Source organism: Pedobacter sp. Bi126 (genome assembly GCF_918698245.1).
Lineage (GTDB): Bacteria > Bacteroidota > Bacteroidia > Sphingobacteriales > Sphingobacteriaceae > Pedobacter.
Genome location: NZ_CAKKMS010000014.1, coordinates 1 through 21047 on the forward strand (window position 1 = coordinate 1; position 21047 = coordinate 21047).

Annotated in this window: 23 protein-coding genes; 4 read left to right on the top strand and 19 right to left on the bottom strand. The window is 37.3% G+C overall.

What is annotated here, in order from left to right; all coding sequences use genetic code 11:
• Nucleotides 1-335: 335 nt before the first annotated feature.
• The 6 genes from LQ201_RS25430 to carA form a co-directional block, all read right to left on the bottom strand.
• Nucleotides 336-1016: a hypothetical protein gene (locus LQ201_RS25430; RefSeq protein WP_230146551.1), complete on the bottom strand. Its 681-nt coding sequence runs from the start codon at nt 1014-1016 to the stop codon at nt 336-338.
• Between the two features lie 55 nt (nt 1017-1071).
• Complete coding sequence (locus LQ201_RS25435) at nt 1072-2028, bottom strand: Fic family protein (RefSeq protein ID WP_230146552.1); 957 nt, start codon at nt 2026-2028, stop codon at nt 1072-1074.
• 116 nt (nt 2029-2144) lie between these two features.
• Nucleotides 2145-3221 carry an ABC transporter permease gene (locus LQ201_RS25440; protein WP_230146553.1) on the bottom strand — a complete coding sequence of 359 codons (1077 nt, stop codon included), beginning with the start codon at nt 3219-3221 and terminating at the stop codon, nt 2145-2147.
• Between the two features lie 174 nt (nt 3222-3395).
• On the bottom strand, nt 3396-4160 hold the full coding sequence (locus LQ201_RS25445) for an ABC transporter ATP-binding protein (protein ID WP_230146554.1): 765 nt from the start codon (nt 4158-4160) through the stop codon (nt 3396-3398).
• A gap of 96 nt (nt 4161-4256) precedes the next feature.
• Complete coding sequence (locus tag LQ201_RS25450; protein WP_230146555.1) at nt 4257-5117, bottom strand: hypothetical protein; 861 nt, start codon at nt 5115-5117, stop codon at nt 4257-4259.
• Nucleotides 5118-5192: 75 nt separating this feature from the next.
• Nucleotides 5193-6305, bottom strand: a complete 1113-nt coding sequence (gene carA, locus LQ201_RS25455) for a glutamine-hydrolyzing carbamoyl-phosphate synthase small subunit (protein WP_230146556.1) — start codon at nt 6303-6305, stop codon at nt 5193-5195.
• 264 nt (nt 6306-6569) lie between these two features.
• Here carA and LQ201_RS25460 point away from each other — a divergent pair, with 264 nt between their 5' ends.
• The 4 genes from LQ201_RS25460 to LQ201_RS25475 all read left to right on the top strand — a co-directional run bounded on the left by LQ201_RS25460 (nt 6570) and on the right by LQ201_RS25475 (nt 9345).
• Entirely contained in the window at nt 6570-7019 is a 450-nt protein-coding gene (locus LQ201_RS25460) for a hypothetical protein (RefSeq protein WP_230146557.1), read from the top strand.
• Nucleotides 7020-7124: 105 nt separating this feature from the next.
• Nucleotides 7125-7940, top strand: a complete 816-nt coding sequence (panB, locus tag LQ201_RS25465) for a 3-methyl-2-oxobutanoate hydroxymethyltransferase (protein ID WP_057932746.1) — start codon at nt 7125-7127, stop codon at nt 7938-7940.
• Between the two features lie 161 nt (nt 7941-8101).
• On the top strand, nt 8102-8788 hold the full coding sequence (locus tag LQ201_RS25470; RefSeq protein WP_108198402.1) for an RluA family pseudouridine synthase: 687 nt from the start codon (nt 8102-8104) through the stop codon (nt 8786-8788).
• A gap of 113 nt (nt 8789-8901) precedes the next feature.
• Nucleotides 8902-9345: a hypothetical protein gene (locus tag LQ201_RS25475; RefSeq protein WP_230146558.1), complete on the top strand. Its 444-nt coding sequence runs from the start codon at nt 8902-8904 to the stop codon at nt 9343-9345.
• Between the two features lie 107 nt (nt 9346-9452).
• On the opposite strand, the gene LQ201_RS25480 is transcribed toward LQ201_RS25475, so the two are convergent.
• From LQ201_RS25480 to LQ201_RS25540, 13 genes are all read right to left on the bottom strand, one after another.
• Nucleotides 9453-9926: a hypothetical protein gene (locus LQ201_RS25480; protein WP_230146559.1), complete on the bottom strand. Its 474-nt coding sequence runs from the start codon at nt 9924-9926 to the stop codon at nt 9453-9455.
• A 151-nt stretch (nt 9927-10077) separates the two neighbouring features.
• Nucleotides 10078-11382, bottom strand: a complete 1305-nt coding sequence (locus tag LQ201_RS25485; RefSeq protein WP_230146560.1) for a HAMP domain-containing sensor histidine kinase — start codon at nt 11380-11382, stop codon at nt 10078-10080.
• 91 nt (nt 11383-11473) lie between these two features.
• Nucleotides 11474-12151, bottom strand: a complete 678-nt coding sequence (locus LQ201_RS25490; protein WP_230146561.1) for a response regulator transcription factor — start codon at nt 12149-12151, stop codon at nt 11474-11476.
• Between the two features lie 34 nt (nt 12152-12185).
• Nucleotides 12186-13385 carry an aspartate aminotransferase family protein gene (locus LQ201_RS25495; protein ID WP_230146562.1) on the bottom strand — a complete coding sequence of 400 codons (1200 nt, stop codon included), beginning with the start codon at nt 13383-13385 and terminating at the stop codon, nt 12186-12188.
• Between the two features lie 69 nt (nt 13386-13454).
• Complete coding sequence (locus tag LQ201_RS25500; protein WP_230146563.1) at nt 13455-13898, bottom strand: hypothetical protein; 444 nt, start codon at nt 13896-13898, stop codon at nt 13455-13457.
• 88 nt (nt 13899-13986) lie between these two features.
• Entirely contained in the window at nt 13987-14643 is a 657-nt protein-coding gene (locus LQ201_RS25505; RefSeq protein ID WP_230146564.1) for a hypothetical protein, read from the bottom strand.
• Nucleotides 14644-14676: 33 nt separating this feature from the next.
• A complete protein-coding gene (locus LQ201_RS25510; protein ID WP_025145705.1) occupies nt 14677-15237 on the bottom strand; it encodes an RNA polymerase sigma factor in 561 nt (186 codons plus the stop codon).
• Nucleotides 15238-15328: 91 nt separating this feature from the next.
• Nucleotides 15329-16285 (bottom strand): transketolase family protein, encoded by a 957-nt coding sequence (locus tag LQ201_RS25515; RefSeq protein ID WP_029274068.1) that lies wholly within the window; start codon nt 16283-16285, stop codon nt 15329-15331.
• A gap of 88 nt (nt 16286-16373) precedes the next feature.
• Complete coding sequence (locus LQ201_RS25520; protein WP_230146565.1) at nt 16374-17219, bottom strand: transketolase; 846 nt, start codon at nt 17217-17219, stop codon at nt 16374-16376.
• 57 nt (nt 17220-17276) lie between these two features.
• On the bottom strand, nt 17277-17741 hold the full coding sequence (gene bcp / locus LQ201_RS25525; protein ID WP_029274070.1) for a thioredoxin-dependent thiol peroxidase: 465 nt from the start codon (nt 17739-17741) through the stop codon (nt 17277-17279).
• A gap of 179 nt (nt 17742-17920) precedes the next feature.
• Nucleotides 17921-19654, bottom strand: coding sequence for a M23 family metallopeptidase (locus LQ201_RS25530; RefSeq protein WP_230146566.1), 1734 nt, complete (start codon nt 19652-19654; stop codon nt 17921-17923).
• Nucleotides 19655-19657: 3 nt separating this feature from the next.
• Nucleotides 19658-20269, bottom strand: a complete 612-nt coding sequence (locus tag LQ201_RS25535) for a fumarylacetoacetate hydrolase family protein (protein WP_230146567.1) — start codon at nt 20267-20269, stop codon at nt 19658-19660.
• Between the two features lie 75 nt (nt 20270-20344).
• Nucleotides 20345-20827, bottom strand: coding sequence for a T9SS type A sorting domain-containing protein (locus LQ201_RS25540; RefSeq protein WP_230146719.1), 483 nt, complete (start codon nt 20825-20827; stop codon nt 20345-20347).
• Between the last annotated feature and the right edge of the window lie 220 nt (nt 20828-21047).

The following is a 21047-nucleotide window of genomic DNA, read 5'->3' on the forward strand; positions in this document are numbered from 1 at the left end:
GATGAAAAACTTTGCTTTGGTAATATACTTCTCAGGGGTAGGATTTTTTTGAATAAAATCACATGTTTTTTTTAGGAGAAACGATATGTTTCTCCTTGGAAATATTGCTGGAAATTAAACTCATGTATCTTTTTTGATTGTATATAAATATACTAAAAAAAACTATCTCAAAATCCAAAAACCCTTAACTTAATAGCATTGTTAGCATCCCCCTAAGACACTAAAAAATAAACTTATTGGTATGTCGTAACTCGACGCTACCAAAAGAAAATGATAGGGAACGAACGCAGAAATCTGTGTTTTCTGTGTGCGCCTGTGGTTAAAAATTCGACTTATTAATTATAATAATCTTTCATCTTAAATTTTTGCACAGTTCTTTTTATTTTCCCATCAACAAGTTTCTGCGTAATTACTGTAACGTTATCTGCAATACTCGAATCTTCAATTACCGATGAATCTTCGTAAAGTACATTTTTAGTATCATATTTATAATTGATGGTTTTGTCAAAACAGCATCCATCTTTTTGGTGGATGGCAATCTGCTTTGTTTTTTTATCAATATCGAACATGCCCAGGTTTTCGCTAGCCAGTTTGGTAAGTTCTTTGTTAAGTAGAAACTTGTTTTCTTTTGATGATAAATAAATGTTGTATGATGGACTGGCATAAGCGCCATTATTACCGTTTCGTATCGCAATATCTTCAGAGCCGTCAAAATTAAAATCGCCAAAAATTAAAGGTGTTTGGTATTTGCCCAGATCGAGCCATCCAAGTTTGGCATTCTGGGTTTCAGTTAAGCCAAAATCCAAATCTTCAGAATGAAAGGTGTCTACTTCTCTATCTGTGGCCTTATCGTAAATAATAATTGTAGCTTTTCCACTGCAAGCGTTACCTTCACATTTATCAACAAAAATTTTGGCCTTGTATTGGTCAGAACTGTTATTGGCTAAGAATTTAAACTGTGCTTTCGAAGTATTGGCAATCAATAAAATACTGCAAAAGATAATCAAGCTTTTCATTAAATATTTTTCGGTAAAATTACATCAATATCAGTCTGTAAAAAGTTAAAAAAGGTTAACGTTTTCTTTTTCGTGTTTTGATATAGCTTTGTACTGCCAATTTTGTAGTAAGCCAATCTCTACCTTCTTTGTAAGCATCTATTTTACCCTGCCTCGCTAACAAACTCACGTACTCTTGCCCGTATGGAACATCAGGTTCTGAAACAATATTCGATATTGGTTCGTAATCTCCGTACGTGTTTCCTGGCAATGCATTTATATAGATGTTTAACGAGCGCTCTATGGCCTGCAGCATTAACAAACAAAGCTTATGGTAATTACCCTTGTTGGCTTGGTTAAGTGCTTCGTAGTATTTCTTTCTGTCGTTTTTGAGGATAATGGCTGGTGGGAAACCTTTGCGCATGAGCAGTAAATTCATGGCAAGCCTCACTGTACGGCCATTTCCATCAAAAAAAGGATGAATCCAAACCAATTTATGATGAAAAATAGTTGACAGTAAAATGTCATTTAAGTCTAAAGGATTATCATTAACGAAGTCAACTAATTCATCTAATAGATCAGAAACCTTGTTAGCGTTGGGCGGGGTAAAATTTGCACCAACAATGCGAACACCGCCGTTTCTTAGCCGGCCTGCATAATCATCTTCAATGCTCCTGAGCACTAATCCATGAAGCGATAAAATATCGATACTTCTAAGCGCATAGTTTTTATTAACTAAGGTATAGAGATAATCGATGGCTTTTTCATGATTGTAGGCTTCGAAATGCTCCCTCAATGATTTCCCTTTAACGGTCATGCCTTCCTGTAAAACCATTTGGGTTTCTTTCAGACTTAAGGTGTTTCCTTCTATGCTATTGGAGTTGTAAGTCCATTCTAAAGTGAGGTCTTCTTTGATGCGGTGTAGCGCGCTATTAGGCAGTGGCCTTGAGGTTTCTAACCTGGCTTTTTTTTCGTACAACCTATCTATTTGAGGTAGCAGTTCTTCTAAATCGCTTAAATCGAATTCCCACATAACCAAATATAATAATTATCGGTTGGATTTAAAAATTTACTTATCCGATATTAAAGATTTTTATCCAAAAAAAATGATAGCTGATTTGCTACCATTTAAAAACTTCCTTTTTTCAGTTATTCCCATTTAAATACTTTTACGGCTACAGCATAAATACCAATGCCCCAAAGCAATAAGATCATAATCTGGAATTTAACGTCCCATAAGCCCAAGCCCTCAAAAGCGACTTTACGCAAGGCATCGTTTAAATAAGTGAGCGGCAAAGCCCTGCTAATGGGCTGTAACCAACTTGGGAAAGCCTCGATAGAAAAGAATGTTCCTGACAGTAAAAACTGCGGTAAGGTAACGATGTTCGAGATGGGTGGTACCATACTTTCGTTTTTAGCAATACCTGAAATGATAAAACCAAAGCCCATAAAAACAATCACACCAAGGGTGGCCAGTATAAGCATATTGACGACGGTGAGCGCACCATGGACGAGTGTGAAGCCAAAAAAGAAATGGCCAATCAAAATGATAAATAATGCGCCGATTAACGCAAAGCCGATACGGGCAATACCTTCGCCGATTACAATGCTTGAACGCCTTACTGGTGTTGCAAAAAAGCGTTTAATAACCAGGGTTTGGCGCAGACTTAAAAAAACGAATGCAGTTCCGAAAACACCCGTGCTTAATAGCGAGAAACCTAACTGCCCAGGAAGTATAAAATCGATGGTTTTATATTCGCGGCCAGTAATGGTGCTTTCTTTTATCTCTGCAACTGTAGGCTTTAATGTTTTATCGTAAAAAATATTGTTTAAAACCGATTTTAAAATCCCGCCTTTATCTCTTGATGCGGAGGTGTAAACTACGTTGACCGAATAAGCAGTAGAATTTACTTTTCTATGTACATCAATCATGGCATCAACATTGCCTTTTTCTAACAGCTTGTCAAACTCAGCTTTCGATTTATCTTTAACCAGGCGGATCATTCCTGTTTTTTCTAACATGCCCATTACCGGGTTGTTTACATCAGCGCCTGGTGTTACGCCTACATCGATGCGTGTTCCTCCACCACCTAAAAATCCGAAGACTAAAATAAATATCAAAGGAAAAGCAAGCGTAAATACCACTGCCGATGGGCTCCGCATAATTGACCGGAAACTCGCTTTGGCAAGGGCAAGGGTTGCTGTAAGGTTATTGTATTTTTTCATTTACTATTTGATTAATAGTTGTACTGTTTTTATGTTCTTAAACCCGATTGTAGTGTAAATCCTTTTTGTTTTAGATGTTTTTATTACCTATTGATAGATTTACAAAAAGATTGTAACGGAAAGCGGGAGTAACGTTAATTGTAATGCTGTCCTTGCTTTTCAAAAAAAAATAAATTATTCTCTCCATTCCTGGCCAGTAAGGTTGATGAAAACATCTTCCAGATTGGCCTTCTTAACCTCTTTTTTGCGCTCAAAACCACTGCTCACTAATTTATCTATTAAATTATCAGGCGTATCCAGCGCAATAATCTGTCCGCGTTCTACAAAAGCAACACGATCGCAAAGTTGCTCAGCCTCGTCCATATAGTGGGTGGTAATTACAACGGTGGTGCCTGCATTTCGGATTTCGATAATCAGATCCCAAAGATTTCTTCTGGCCTGTGGATCTAAGCCTGTTGTGGGCTCATCCAAAAAAATAATTTTGGGTTGGTTGATTAATGTAGTGGCGATAGAGAAGCGCTGTTTCTGTCCGCCAGAAAGTGCTTTGTATTTGGCTTTGGCCTTTTCCTGAAGGTTTACTTTCTCCAGCATTTCCATCGGTTTGATGTTGGCACCATATAAACCGGCAAAAAGTTCGATCAGTTCGATCAGATTCAGGTTTGGATAATAACCAGCTGCCTGTAGCTGTACACCGATAATCTGTTTAATATCCTGCGGCTGTTTGTCGACAGAAAAGCCATCAACAATAATTTCGCCGGAGGTTTTATCCCTTAGGGTTTCAATAATTTCGAGGGTAGTGGTTTTTCCGGCGCCATTAGGGCCAAGCAGACCAAAAATCTCATGCTCGTAAACTTCAAAGCTAAGCCCTTGAACGGCCACGAAATCATCGTATTTTTTTACCAGGTTTTTAACGCTGATAATGGCTTTTTTTGTTTCCATATTGCGAATGTAAGCAGCTTTAAATGAATAGAAAATGAATTTGTAGATGGATAACCAAAAATGTCGGTAAAATGATGTTTGTAGTAGGTGAAAACATTAATTGGTCCTCTTTTTGGTTAAAATGATCACATCGCGATCAATCGAGTCTATTTTATAAGTGTTTTTTGCCTTGTTAAAAGCTTCGTCGAAAACAATTTGATCTTTTAGAAAACTAAACTTTCCTTTTGTGTTTATACTATCGGCAGGAATAACATAAGATTCTCTATAAGTGCGATCGTATTCCATTCTGTGTTTCCAGGGATTTTGGTATTCGCGTACCTTTTTTCCCGCAAAGATTCCATTGGTTTTAAGCGATATCCAGTACGTAGTTTTTAGATCATACGATGCAGCGCTCCATGCGGTGTCCGGTTTCTTTGTCGCGTTAAATTTATAGATTAACCCATACTGTATTTTCTCTACAAATTCCCTGTTATTGGTTACTGAATTTTGAATCCTGAAATTGGCATTTGTGCCATAGAGGGTGTCTAAGTTTTTATTTGCGGCAAATTTCCAGTTCGCATAAATGTAATCTTTAGCGTTAAGTACTTCATTTATTCTTTTTAAGTAAATCGTGTCGATGTTAGCAGCTGTTCCCTTTCTCTGTCCACCACCAAAAGTATTATGTCCTTCTATGTTGTAACTCAAAAATCCTTCTTTTTTTATAGTTTCAGAAAAGTGAAGGGGAGGGGCCTCCATCATGAAGATTTCGGGTATGAAAAACTTATTGTAACGGATTTCTTTGAGGTAAAATTTACCATTTGCATCGGTAATAGTTTCGCCAACCTTACAGCCAACAATAGGGTTGTTCTGATAATCCAATATGGTGCCTGTAATTGCCGGTCTCGACAATCTGGAAATACAGGCGCTGAACAAACACAATGAAACAGCAATACACGCAATAAAAAGATTTTTCAACATGTTTTAATTTAAATAAAAAAACACTGCCAATAGGATTGAGCAGTGTTTTAATGTTTTAATAAAAAGACTTGTAGTTTACCAGGTTAATTCGCCCTTCATTACATCAACAAAATCGTCGAATAAGTAACGCGAATCGTGTGGACCTGGTGAAGACTCTGGGTGATATTGAACCGAAAATGCTTTTTTACCTTTAACACGGATACCCTCGATTGATTTATCGTTTAAGTTAACGTGTGTAATCTCTACTTTATCAGAGTTTCTAACCTCATCAGGAATTACACCAAAACCGTGGTTTTGTGAAGTAACCTCGCAGTGGTTTTTGATAATGTTTTTTACCGGATGGTTTAATCCACGGTGACCGTTAAACATTTTCATGGTGCCGATGCCATTAGCTTCGGCCAATAACTGGTGACCTAAACAGATCCCGAACATTGGTTTATTTACCGCTAGGATATCTTTGATTGTTTCTACAGCGTAAGGCATCACTGATGGATCGCCAGGGCCATTAGAAATGAAATAACCATCAGGGCTGAATTTTTCCATTTCTGCAAAAGTAGTTTTAGCCGGGAAAACCTGAACATAGATATCTCGGTTTTCGAAACTGCGCAAAATGTTTTTCTTGATACCTAAATCTAAAGCCGCCACTTTTAAGCTCGCTTCAGGGTTGCCATAGAAATAAGGCTCAGTTGTACTTACTTTAGATGAAAGTTCTAAACCTTCCATTGAAGGTACTTGGGCTAATTTTTGTTTTAATTCTTCTAAATCCGTAATCTCAGAAGAAATAATCGCATTCATTGCGCCTTTATCTCTAATGTGGCGAACCAATGCACGAGTATCGATATCAGAAATGGCAACAAGGTTGTCGTTCTGAAAATAATCCTGAATCGATTCTGTTGCTTCTTTACGGCTATAAACGATGTTGTAATTTTTGCACACTAAACCAGCAATTTTAATCGAACCTGATTCGATTTCATCTTTGTGGATACCGTAATTACCAATATGCGCATTGGTGGTAACCATTATCTGGCCAAAATAACTTGGATCAGTAAAAATTTCCTGGTAACCTGTCATCCCGGTATTAAAACAAATTTCGCCAGTAGTGGTGCCAATTTTTCCGGCCGCTTTGCCGTAAAAAACTGTGCCATCGGCCAGTAATAAAATCGCAGGTAACTTGGTGTAGTTAGTCATGGTAATTACAATATGGATTTTGATTTAAAAAAGAGTTGAAAAAAGAATGGCTTTCGGCATTAAAGCCGTTTTTGCTGGGTGCAAAAAAAGATGAATATATCCCTTCCATTTCGGGGTACAAAGATAGAGTTTTAGATTGGTTTTAAAAGCTTTTTATTAGATTTTTATCAACTTATCTGATGATGGATTTATGATAGTGTTTAATTTTGAATATGTTTCTTTTATATGCCGTAAATTATTTGGTTTAATAATTACATTTACTTCATGAGTACCAATAAAAAAAATGGAACTGATTTCGCTATATGGAAAGCAGCGAGGAATGGTAAAAAATGTCTAATTGATATCTTAAACGTATTTGTCGAACTATATAATCATGATAAACTAGTAGATAATGGTCAAATTTTATATGATTACAGTGGAGATGAGGTGCCATTTGGTTATGATCGTCTGCGTATAGAAACTCATAGTAGTGATAAAGATAGTTTAATTGTTGTTTTAACCCGGTTTACACGTCCGCGTATTTGCGATGATGAGGAGCAGTTAATACTGACATTAGTGTTTGAAGAGATTATTTACCATAAAGATTTAGCCTTATCAATTCGAAGTTTTGAAGATGAGGATTTCCTTAATAAAGTGGGAAACAATACCATATTTAAAAAAATACAAAATTTAATCCCAAACTCAACAAAAGTAAGACTTCATTACGATGCTTAAATAATAAATTGTAATCTTAGCGCTAAGCTTTTTCTATTTTCATGTTTTGGCCTTTCAGCTTAATTAAAGAAAAAACAATACTTTTGGCAACACAAAACAAATCCCATGTCGGTACATAAAGAAATCAAACGCATCACCACGCACACTTTACAGGAAATGAAGCAACGTGGTGAAAAAATATCTATGTTAACGGCCTACGATTACTCGATGGCTACCATTTTAGATGATGCAGGATTAGACGTTCTACTTGTAGGTGATTCTGCTTCTAATGTAATGGCTGGTCATGAAACAACTTTGCCTATTACACTAGATCAGATGATTTACCATGCTGCCTCGGTAATCAGAGCAGTTAAACGTGCTTTTGTTGTTGTCGATTTACCTTTTGGCTCTTATCAGGGAAATTCAAAGGAAGCTTTGAACTCAGCGATAAGGATTATGAAAGAATCGGGCGCCCACGGTGTTAAATTGGAAGGCGGCGAAGAAATTATCGAATCGGTTCAACGTATTATCACAGCAGGAATACCTGTAATGGGGCATTTGGGCTTAACGCCGCAATCGATTTATAAATTCGGAACATATACAGTTCGCGCTAAGGAAGAAGAAGAAGCAAATAAGTTAAAAACAGATGTTTTGGCTTTACAGGCTGCGGGGTGTTTTGCTATCGTATTGGAAAAAATTCCTGCTGCCTTAGGTAAAGAAGTTACAGAAAGCTTGAATATCCCAACTATTGGTATTGGTGCCGGACAAGACTGTGATGGCCAGGTTTTGGTTGTAAATGATATGATTGGTTTAACAAAAGGGTTTAAACCACGTTTTTTACGTCAGTATATTAATTTATACGATGAAATTTTAGGCGCAGCACAATCGTACATTCGTGATGTAAAAGCAAACGATTTCCCGAACGAAAAAGAACAGTATTAAGTTTGGAGTTGGGCGTTTTGAGTTTGGCATTCTTTTCAAGGCACAGATAAACTATCCAATTTTAAACAATTAAACAGCTAACCGATTAACCAATAACTTTCGCAATAGACGATTTGCCTTATCAAATGGACTAATGACGAATGAACCAATGAACTACCCTAATGCCAATTACCGATAACGACATCCTTTTTGAAGACAACCATTTAATCGCCATTAATAAAAGGGCAGGTGATATTGTGCAGGTTGATGAAACCGGTGATGAGCCTTTGGATGAACAAGTAAAAAAGTATATCGCTAAAAAGTACAATAAACCAAATGGTGCTTTTTTAGGTGTAGTACATCGTTTAGATCGGCCGGTGAGCGGCGTAATCTTATTTGCTAAAACGAGTAAGGCTTTGGAACGGATGAATGCCGTTTTTAAAAATAGAGAAGTAAAGAAAACCTATTGGGCAGTGGTGAAGAACAAGCCAGAGAAAGAGTCGGCTACTTTGATCCATTGGCTGGTTAAAAACCCACAGAAAAATGTGGTTTCCTATTACAATACAGAGGTTACTGGTAGTCAGCGTGCGGAGCTTTCTTACAAAGTAAAGGCGAAGGTTGGCGATTATTACCTCTTGGAGGTAGATCCCTTAACCGGACGTTCGCACCAGATCAGGGTTCAGCTCTCATCAATGGGGTGCCCGATTATGGGTGATAATAAATATGGCTATCCCCGGGGAAGCAGAAAAGGAAGCATTTGCCTACATGCCCGCCGCTTACAGTTTATACACCCGGTTAAAAAAGAACCCGTAAATATATTTGCCAAGCTGCCTGTTGATGGTTTTTGGGAACGCTTCGAAGACTTATAGCACAACAATATTTAATATAATTAAGATATCCGGTCACAATATTTATTATTTGATCGGATTTTTTATGATTTGGCATCATATTTCGTCTGTTCAGGACTAAAACCAAATTAATCATGAAAAACATCATCTTATCTATCGCTGCAGCAGGCTTATTGGCTTCTACACTGGTTTCGTGTGAGAGCACTAAAAAAACAGAAACTACAAATGACACAACGGTTGTAAACGGCGATACAACTTTTACAAGTAAATCGACAAGTGAGACAACAACGACAATTCGAAGTGAGACTATTCCTGCTAAAATTCCAACTTTCTCAAGTGAAGAGGTAAACAAAGGGCTTGCTGAATATGCTAAACTTAAAGACGAATATGTTGCAGCTGTGAAAAGTAAAAATGCTGCAGAAATTAAAGCGTTAAGTGATAAATACAAGGCTTGGGCAAATCAGGCAACAGGCTGGGCAAGCAAGCTAAAGCCAGATGAAATACAAAAATACTCTGATTATATGCTTAAGTTAAGCGAAGAATGGACGAAAGCAGCGAAGGACGCAGTAACTAAATAAAGTTCAAATTATAGAAAAATCGTCATTCTCGCGCATGCGGGAATCTTAAAGCATTTTTGTTAGGCATTAAGATTCCCAATCAAGTTGGGAATGACGGTTCTTCGGGATTATTTACAATCAATTTTGTCAAAAGTCATCGATCCATCAAACTTTAGTTTGCTTAGGTCTTTGAACTTGGTTTCCCCTTTTACTTCCTGTACATCGCCAAATCCCTCAGCTAACTGATCGCCCTTTTTCAAAAAAGCCACTTCCCTAATTGATGTTTTGCCTTCAGACTGAAAAGTATAGTTAGCAATTATGGTATCGCCTTTAACAATTCCGGCTATAGTGCCTGCATTTTTATCTTTTTCGTATAAATTATAACCTAACGTACCTGTTACCTTATGATCCGCTGTTTTTAACGACAGGGTGGCAGTATCTCGGTTTTTAATGTACTGGTAGCACCGAATAGAATCGGGGCTTGCAGTTGCATTGGTTACTATGGTGGAATCTATTTTAGCCTGTGTTTTTTTTGCCGTGCCGCCCTGGCACGATGCCATCAATAAGGCGGCTGCTCCTAGTATTGGGATGATGTTTTTCATTGGGATATATTCTTTTCTTATCGGATTGGTTTTTTATTATTAAGCAAAGCCCCTGCCAAAAAGATTCTTAAACCTGTACCGATCTTGCACCGGAATTAAGTTTATACTAAATATATGCGCTATGTGATAAACTTATCAGTGAAGTTTCGTTTTAAAAAAACAACGAAATGCTGGTTCCTTTGTGTTCTTCAGATTTAATATCGACCTCTATTTTATGGAACCGGGCAATACTTTGTACAATGGCCAGCCCCAGGCCAAAGCCGTTTTCTTCGGTATTTCCCCTTTTAAACCGATCGAAAGCATTTTCTGCCAGTGCTGCGCTCATACCAGATCCGGTATCGCTGATGGTGAGGATATATTTTTCGGCTTCGGTTTTATCTGTTATGGCAATGGTACCCCCCTCAATATTATATTTTATTGCATTATTGATAATATTGATTAGAAGGGTATGTATCAGCGCTTTATTTCCGGTAAAATGAAAATCATTTGAAAGGTGAGCGTTATAACTGATATTTTTATCTGCTATTCGATCTTCCAGATCTTCATATATATCATCGATTTCCTGTTTGAGGCTAATTTCTTCGGTTTTCAGATACTGATTGTTTTCTACCTTCGAAATGAGCAGCAGGCTGTTGATAATTACCTTTAAGCGGTTTAAGGTTTTTAAAGAGGCGTAGATTTTGTTTTCGTGCTCTACCGGAATATCTGGCGTGTTGAGCATATTTTCGAAGCGCGTACTTAAAATTGAAATGGGGGTAAGCAACTCGTGCGAAACGTTAGCTATAAACTGCTTTTCTAAAGCGAATAGCGTATTTATTTTACGCATTAAAGAGTTTATGCTATTATCAAGGATTTTGAAATCGTTGGTAGTAGTTGGTATATTCTGGTAATTGTAATGTGAAGGATCATCAACCAGATTGATCTTTTTGTCGATAATGAGATAAAAAGGCCTTAATAAAAAGTTTGAGAAGGTAAAATCTGCTACCAAAGTAATAAGTAAGGCGGCAACCAACACAATCAGCATATAAAAACGGATCGAATTTTTAATGGATTGGAGCGCTGTCATCGTTTCTCCAATCTCCAGGTTATACCAGTTTGTATGATAAGAAAATTTATAATTGAGGATTCTATATACCTCAATATCGCCTTCGATTTCCCTCTTTTCTGTAAATACTTTTGCTGTAGAGTCTTTCTGGTTATCAGGGATATCTGTTAAAACGATAAATTCTTCCTTTAAAATATTGTAATCGGTAAAAGACTGTTCCTTGTTTAAAAGGCTATCGATCTCATTATCGTTTAAGTTTTTAATGATTTTGTTTTTCTTTTTGATTAAACGGTTGTCAAATTGGTTGTAGGCAAGTTTATCCAACGAAAATAGAATGATAGCCCCCAATACCAGAATAATGGCAATTTTGGTTACTGCATTGTATAAAGAAAACTTAACCTGTAACTTCATTTTGTTTAGTGGTTCATTGGTTCAATTGTCATTGGTTCATTGGTAGATCGACGCTTAATTTCTGACTTCAGACCCCCGACTTCCCGACTCTCTAGCAATTAATCCTGTAGCCAATACTCCTTACGGTTTCAAACCAATCTGTTACACTCACTGCTGCAAGTTTTTTTCGTAGGTTTTTAACATGAACATCAACGAAGTTGGAATCAGAATTGACTTCTAAAATATCGCCCCAAACGTGTTCAGTTAAACTCATTCTCGATACCACGCGGTTTTTGTTCAACACTAGATAGTTAAATATCTCGAATTCCTTTTTGGTAAGGTTTAATCTTTCATCACCGAAAGAAACGGTCCTATTTTGGATATTGAGCAAAAAATCATGGATGTTTACCTCATTTTTCTCTAACTTGTGTTTTCTACGGGTAATGGCATGCATACGTGCTAAAAGTTCATTTAGCGAAAATGGCTTGGGTAAATAATCGTCTGCGCCTTCATCAAGCCCCTTAATCCGGTCATCTACAGCACTACGTGCGGTTAAGATAATTACAGCATCATCACGATCTTTCATGGCTTTTAACTGTTTTAAAATTTCAAAACCATCACCATCTGGCAAACCTAAATCGAGTAAAATGAAATCATAATTGTTTACAAATATTTTTTCTTCCGCAGAAGATTTTTTCCAGGCATGCTCTATAATAAATCCTTCTTTGCTCAAGAATTCATCCATTTCAAGCGCCAGGCTTTTTTCATCTTCAACTATGAGTACGTTCATTTTAATTTAGTTAATGTTCTTTGGTCTTTCAGCTTTATGCTTTAGTCTCTAAAACTAAGTTAATATTTTTTAAGATGATCGCACAAGCTTCTTCAATTTCTTCTTTGGTTATAACTAAAGGAGGGGCAATGCGCATAGAATTGCTGCAATGTAAAAACCAGTCTGATAACACACCATTTAAAATGCAGGCATCAATGATTTTTTTATTGATCTCGAAATTTTCAAATTCAACCGCCAACATTAAACCTTTTCCCCTAATTTCTCTAATGGCAGGATGTTGAAGGAGCTGTTTAAACAATTGTCCTTTTTCTTCTACTTCATCAACAATATGATCATCAACTAAAGTACGTAAGGTAGCCAACCCAGCAGCACAACAAACCGGATGACCGCCAAAAGTAGTCATGTGACCCAAAATTGGCGTATGCGATAATACCGACATAATCTCCAGTGAACTGATGAAAGCCCCTATTGGCATTCCACCACCAATTCCTTTCGCCAAGAGCAGCACATCTGGTACAATATTGTAATGCTCGAAAGCAAACATCTTGCCGCTGCGGCCGAAACCAGATTGTATTTCGTCGAAGATTAACAAAGTTCTGGTTTCTGTGCATTTTGCCCGCAAAGCCTGCATGTAGGTTAAATCGGCTACCCGGATTCCGGCTTCACCCTGAATGGGTTCGATAAAAACAGCAGCAATTTCTGAGGTGATTTTTTCGAGATCAGCAATGTTATTATGTTCGATAAAACTTACATGTGGCAAGAACGGGCCGTAGCCGGAGGAATAGAAATCACTTTCCATTAAACTTTCGGCACCCTGCGTACTCCCGTGGTAAGCATTTTTGCAGGCAATAAATCCTTTACGGCCAGTATAACGTTTGGCTAGTTTCATGGCACCTTCTACAGCCTCGGTTCCTGAGTTTAAAAAGTAGGTGCAGCTTAAGCTTTCAGGTAAAATATCAGCAAGGGCTTTGGCAAAATTTACCTGAGGCGTTTGTACATATTCGCCATAAACCATTAGGTGCATGTAGGTTTCTGCCTGCTCTTGAATAGCTTTCACTACGGCGGGATGGCAATGGCCAACATTACTTACGCCGATACCGGCAATAAGATCGATGTGTTTTTTGTTTTGGGCATCATAAATGTAAATTCCTTTAGCCCTTACAAATTCGAGCATAAGCGGCTCAGGAGAGGTTTGTGCATTGTGTTGTAAAAACAACTGACGTTGGGTAAGCATGCACAAAAGTACGGAAATGAAAGAGTGCTTTAAAACAAAAAAGACCTACATTGCTGTAAGTCTTTTTCTTTATGGCTTTTTTGGGCCGCCTTTAAATCTATTGAGTAACTCGCGTTTAAAACCTTCCTGTGCCCGGTAAAACTTTCCAACAATTTTTATCGGCAATACCGCTTTAAGTTTGTTGTAATATTTTTTATCGAGATTGAGGTCTCTTTGCTTGAAGTCGAATTCGCTGGTAATTAAACTTTGCACCTGTGCATCGGTTAGGTTATCTATTTCAGTCGTTTTTCTGAAAGAGATCATTTTCTGCATACGTTCTTTGCGCAAGGCGTTTTGCTCTGCCTGCATATCGTTATAAATCGGCCAGAAAATTTTAGCCTCTTCTGGTGATAGGTCCAGTTTTTGAGTGAAAAAAGCTATTTTAAGTGATTCTATTTCCTCCCCCCTTGGTTTTTGTGCCAATAAGGTAGTGGGTAATAAAAACATTAAAGCAACAAAAAGTAAATTCTTCATTTTCATCAATTTGTTATTGTTTTCAATAGTGATGAAGCTATCATGATTTGGTATGTATTTTATTCGGTAAATCATGATGGTTCCTTAATTAATTATTTAGTTCCTGAGATAAATCACTTGATGAGAAATTACTCAAGATGTAGTTTTCCATTTCTGTATCTGACGCAGAAGCCGTTTTTATATTAGATGATGTAGTATTTTGCGCTTCTAAATGATCGATGATCGTACTTTCGTCAATATCATATAATAGCTGTTCGTTCATTGCTTCTGCAGATTGTACTTGCTGAACCGCATTGGTAGAGCCGTTCTGGTAAAAATAAACACCAAACGAAGCCATTAATAAGAAACAGGCCACGCTTGCATATTTAACAATGTTGCGCCTCCATAAAGGAATAATTTTGGCCTCCTTTTTAGGTTCCGATGCCGCAATCCGATCAGCAATTCTACTTTGTAGGGTGTCGAAATAATTTTCGGGTACTGCAAAGGCCTGTTCTGCTTTTGGCAATTCGGACAGCGCAATTTTGGTTTGTATGCGTTCCGTTAGATCTTCAAAATAATTCTGCGGAACTTCAAAATTATTGTCACTCGTTTTCTGTTTCAATCCATCTAAAAAGACAGCAGAAAAAATGGCCTCATCACAATTTTCGAAATATCCATCAGGAACGGAGAAAGGATTGTGTTTCCCCAATGCTGCAAGTGCAGGGGCTTCGTTCATCCAATCGTTATTTTCTATATTTTCGTTCATCACAGATATATGATACAATTAAAGTGAAAAGGTTTAATAGTCTATTTCATCATTTGTAATAAAAGCTTCAATTTTTTTTGCAGCGATGTGAAATGATGCTTTTAAAGCCCCTACGGAGGTACCTAACACTTCCGAAATCTCTTCATATTTCATATCGTCGAAATATTTCATGTTGAATATAATCCGTTGTTTTTCAGGCAGGGTAAGGATTGCTTTTTGCAGTTTAAGCTCAAGTTTATCGCCGTTAAAATAAGAGGAGGCAACTAAGTTATCGGCAAGCTCGGATGATACTTCATCCAAAGGTGTATTGTTCCGCTGTTTTTGCTTGTTTAAGAAAGTGATGGATTCGTTGGTGGCAATACGGTAAATCCAGGTATAAAGCTGAGAATCGCTCCTAAATTTATCGAGGTTTTTCCAGACTTTAACAAATACTTCTTGTAAAAGATCGTCGCAATCATCGTGGTTTAAAACCAGCCTGCGGATATGCCAATATATTTTTTGCTGATATTTTTTCAGCAACAGGTTAAAGGCTTCATTACGCGTACGCTCAACAGCGAACATTGCAAGAATTTCTGAATCTTCAACTTGTTTCATTTATGATGATTATAAAACCACAAAGACACTAAGTACACAAAGGTTTGGTTATGCCTAGTGTTCTTGGTGTCTTTGTGGTTAAATTTTAAATCTATTTTTTTCTGCCAATTACTTTTTGAACAGCTTCAACAATGTTTACAGCATCTAAGCCATATTTAGACATTAATTGATCTGGTGTTCCGCTTTCGCCAAAAGTATCGTTAGTGGCTACAAACTCTTGTGGTGTTGGCAATTCGGTAGTTAACAAACGTGCTACACTTTCACCTAAGCCACCAAATTTATTATGCTCTTCGCAGGTAACCACACAACCAGTTTTTTTAACTGATTTTAAGATGGCTTCGTCATCTAAAGGTTTAATAGTGTGGATATTGATAATTTCAGCATCGATACCCAATTCAGCTAATTTTTCACCAGCTTCGATTGCTTTCCAAACCATATGGCCTGTAGCAATAATGGTAACATCTGTTCCTTCGTTAACCATCCATGCTTTACCGATCTCAAATTTTTGATCTGGATCTGTAAATACAGGGATTACCGGACGGCCAAAACGTAAATAAACCGGGCCTTCATACTCGGCGATAGCCATAGTTGCTGCTTTAGTCTGGTTGTAATCGCAAGGATTGATTACTACCATTCCTGGCAACATTTTCATTAAACCTATATCTTCTAAAATTTGGTGGGTTGCACCATCTTCGCCTAAGGTTAAACCTGCGTGAGATGCACAGATTTTAACGTTTTTATTAGAATAAGCTACAGATTGGCGGATCTGGTCGTAAACGCGGCCTGTAGAAAAGTTGGCAAAAGTACCTGTAAAAGGAATTTTACCACCAATAGTCATGCCTGCGGCAATACCGATCATGTTTGCTTCTGCAATACCAACCTGTGTAAAACGCTCAGGAAAATCTTTAATAAAAGCATCCATTTTAAGTGATCCAACTAAATCGGCACATAAGGCAACCACATTTTCGTTTTTCTTTCCAGCCTCATGTAAACCAGCTCCAAAACCCGAACGTGTATCTTTTTTTTCTGTATATGTATATTTTTTCATTTTGTTTTTAGCTATGAGATGTGAGATTTTAGACGTGAGATCAGGCGACAATTCGTCTCAAATCTCATATCTATTGTCTCAAATCAGTTTAATAGTCCCCTAAAGTTTCTGGTAATTGCGCTAACGCTGCTGCCAACTGCTCATCATTAGGCGCAGTACCATGCCATTTATGCGTGCCCATCATGTAATCTACACCAGCACCCATTTGAGTACTCATTAAATTTAAGATTGGCTTGCCTTTTCCGGTTAGTGTTTTAGCATAATGTAAGCCTTCAACGATTGCTTGCATATCGTTACCATCGGTATTGATTACGTGCCAGCCAAAAGCTTCAAATTTAGCTTGTAAATCATCTAAGGCAAGTACTTTGCTTGTTGGCCCGTCAATTTGCTGTCCGTTATAGTCAACAGATGCAATTAAATGATCCACTTTATTAAAAGGGGCAAACATTGCTGCTTCCCAGTTTTGTCCTTCCTGTAATTCTCCATCACCTAATAAAGCAAAGATGTGAGATTTATCACCATTTAATTTTTTGGCTAAAGCTGCTCCAATAGCAACTGATAGGCCCTGGCCTAAAGATCCTGAAGCAATACGGATACCTGGTAAATGCTCATGGGTAGTAGGGTGACCTTGTAATCTAGAATCTAGTTTACGGAAAGTCGCCAGTTCACTTTTATCGAAATAACCAGCATGAGCTAATGTACTGTACCATACCGGAGAAATGTGTCCGTTCGATAGGAAGAAAAGATCTTCGCCAGCACCTTCCATTGTGAAGTCCGTTTTGTGGTTCAATACTTCAAAATATAAAGCTGTAAAAAAATCTGCACAACCAAGCGAAGCGCCTGGGTGACCTGATTGACATCCGTGAACCATTCTTACGATATCTCTTCTAATTTGAGAGGCAATATCTTCTAGCTCTTTAATTGTATGTTTCATTAAAATAAGAGGTTGTTGTTACATAGCAAAGGTAATATTTTACCCGCTATATCATAATTAGTTATTAATTAAATCGAGTACTTGTTGTGTTGAGTTTTTTGTGTCAACTTTTTTGATGATGTGGGTGATTTTTCCATCACCATCTATAATGAAAGTGGTGCGTACCGTACCCATGTACTTTTTGCCGTACATATTTTTTTCTGCCCAAACGCCATAGTCGTTTACAATTTTCTGGTCGGTATCAGCAAGCAGGGTAAATGGTAAGTTATGTTTGGTGACAAACTTCTGGTGCGATTTTTCATCATCAACGCTAACACCTAAAACCACAATGCCTTTTGCCTGTAAGCCCTGATAGTTATCCCTGAAATCGCAAGCTTCGGCAGTACAGCCTGGTGTATCATCTTTAGGGTAAAAATACAGAACAACCGTTTTGCCTTGATAATCGCTTAAAGAAACTTCAATGCCGTTTTGATCTTTTGATGTAATTGCCGGTGCCTGATCACCTTCTTTTAACGCTGCCATATTTATAATGATTGAATTTTGAATGTTATAATGATTAAATACTTAAGATTATACGCAATTTAAACGTTTTAACTTGTTATACTGTTCTATTTATGTTAAAAGATGACATTTCTTAGCTTTTTTATATGTTTTTGGTAGCAATTCGATCATAAAACCCTTAAATCTTAAAAATCCTGTTCCTATTTAAAGAATGTTACTGTGTATTTTCTAGTGTTTTCTTTCATATCCATTACTATTAATTCCAATGTATGCTTTCCTGAAGCTGTCCTTTCGTCAAAACTGTGCCAAAGCGTTGCTGTTTTGGTATCAAATTCCATTAATGCCCATTTGCCATCGATATAGCCATTAAAACTTTTTATCCCTGATAAATTATCACTGATCCTGAAAAATATTTTAGATAAACCAGCCATGTTTTTCCCCTCAGCAATATTTACAGGTATTATCCTTGGCGCAAGGGTATCAGTAGCGATATAAAAACTGCCGAAGTTTTTCGGAGTAGCCTTAACATAACCATTCTCAAAAAAACCGCCCTGAGATGAACCGTTGTTATTTACAATTAGGGCTTTACTTCTTAAGTTTTCCGGTAAGTTATCAGCCTTGATCGAGATATTGAAACCGATATGCAGTGGTGTGTATTTATTATGAATCTGATGTACAGCCGACCAGGCATTTCCCGTTGGTTTAGGCAACTTTTTATAAGCGAAATTTAAATCGCTGTACAATGTCCCGAGTGGGAAAACTACTTTAATATCATCGTTATTAAACTCATTCACTTTATTATAAGGATAAATTATTCCGGCGGGAATAACCGGTGCAGCAATAGGTGCAGTGCCTGCATTTACGGTAAAAGGTAGAACAGACGAGTTCCCTTTCGAATCTGTTATGATGTAGCGCAGCTGGTGTGAAGCACCGTCATTGAAATTAATCCTGCCACTATTGACCAAACCGCTATAAATTTTTAAAGGGTTGCCAGGTTCAACAAAACTTTTCTGAATGCTTCTTTTTGTATTTAAATAAGTTGGGTAATCGATGTGCGAGTTGATGGCCTTACTGTCTTCAAACGCAAAGCGTTCAAGGGCAGAAGTATATATTTTCTTTCCATCAACCTCCAGTTGGATTGAATATACCCCGTTGGTGCCCGATAAACCATTATGCCGATCGGTTACCACGATGCCGAAGCCAACCTCGCCAGTTAAGCTGATGGGGGCATTGGTTTTATAATTGCCATTTGCTCCACTAATGCCGATGGCTTGTTTAGGTGTATTTTCGTTAAAGGTTTTGCCATTTAAACGGTATACATACAAACCATGAATAACAGGTGGAATATTATCGGGTATGATGATTCCGAAAAACTGAGGATTTATGGTCTCTTCTGTTTTGGTATCTCTGATTTCGAAATGCAGATGCGGACCGCCAGAACTACCACGGTTACCAGACCAGGCAATAATCTCGCCTTTATGTACGGGAATTAATGTGGCATCGGGAAACTCATCAATCTCAAATGATTTTTTTTCGTATTCAAGGTTTTTAACAATGGTTGCAATTTTGGGAGCAAACCGTTGAAGGTGGCCATATACGGTAGTGAAACCATTAGGGTGATTGATGTACAGTGCCTGTCCGAAACCACTGTTCTGAACCCTTAACCTCGAAATATATCCATCTGCAACGGCATAAACAGGGTAACCTTCGCGTTGGTTGGTCCTGAAATCAATTCCAGAATGAAAGTGATTGCCGCGGATTTCGCCAAAAGAACCAGCAAGGGCAGGAGGACTAATATCTAAAGGTTGTCTGAAATCTGTAATCGGGTATTTATTCGTACTATAAATCTGTTGTGCCTGAATAAAAGTTGAAGCAAATAAAAGGCAAATTGAAACCAAAAATTTAAACTTATACTGGATCGGGTTTTTAATCATTCGTTACTTTACATCAAAATTTAAAAGTTGCTTTCCTTCTAACCAGGCTTCCAATTTATCGCCTTTATTTATTTTTCCTACACCCTGTGGTGTTCCGGTAAAAATTAAATCGCCTTTTTTTAAAGTAATATATTGAGAAACAAAGCTGATTATCTTCTCGAACGAGAATAACAAATCTTTAGTATGGCCTACCTGGCGGCTTTCTCCATTTACTTTCAACTCAAAATTTAAGTTGTAAAGATCCTCAAAATCACTTTTGGGATGGAAGATACTGATGGGTGCCGAGTTATCAAAAGCTTTGGCAAGTTCCCAAGGCAATCCTTTTTCTTTGTGTTTGCTCTGGATATCACGGGCGGTAAAATCGATACCTAATCCCACTTCATCATAATAATTCGCTGCGAATTTTTCGGCGATGTGTTTTCCTTCTTTACAGATTTTTAATACCACTTCTAATTCGTAATGTATATCATCAGAAAAATCAGGGAGGTAAAAAGGTTTATTGTCTTTTAAAACGGCTGTATCTGGTTTTAGAAAAATTACAGGTGTGGTTGGAACCGGATTGTTCAGTTCTTTTGCGTGTTCGGCATAATTTCTGCCAATGGCGATGATTTTCATTCTTAAGACTATGAAATATGATAAAATAGACGGGAATTAAATCCACATCAATCAAAAATAGAAAAGAAAATGGTGTTATAAAACTGAGATCCGTTTTACCTGGCTTTCGGAACCGGCAATAACCCTCAAAAAGTAAATGCCAGGATTAATCCTGTTTGGAATGACGAAGCTTTTGGTCTGCTCGCCAGCGTTTAGGCGTTCATTTGAAAGTGTTGCCACTTCATTTCCCAATAAATCGATGATTTTGATCGTAGTCTGTGTGCCATCTTTTCCGATAGATAAGATAATATTTAATTGATCTTCTACAGGATTTGGATATATTTTTACGATGGTTAACAATTTATCTTTTGCTACAACCGTTGTATTTTTTGGAGTTGTGGAGTAAGTATTGAACATTCCAGAGCCGCCAACTGTCATATATAGTGGTTTATAAGGCGTAATGTTGGCTTTAATTTCAGGAATTCTGCTTACTTTTTTTGTTCTGTTTTTTAAACTAATGCGAATACTATCAGCTTGTTGTGCCCAAGAATTTACGCCGCACAGTAAGACAATGCACAATGTGCATGCAAGTTTTGTGAGGAACGTTATCTTAGCGTAGAGTTTCATCAAATTGGTATAGCAAATGTATTAATTTAAAACAAAGAAATTAAACATTTTGTTTAAAACCCATAATTTAACACAATTTAACAATAAAATTTAAATTTCATAGTGTTAAAAATACACAATAATTTGGTTGTTAAATTGTTATAGTTAGTTTACTTTTGCCGCACTAAAATAA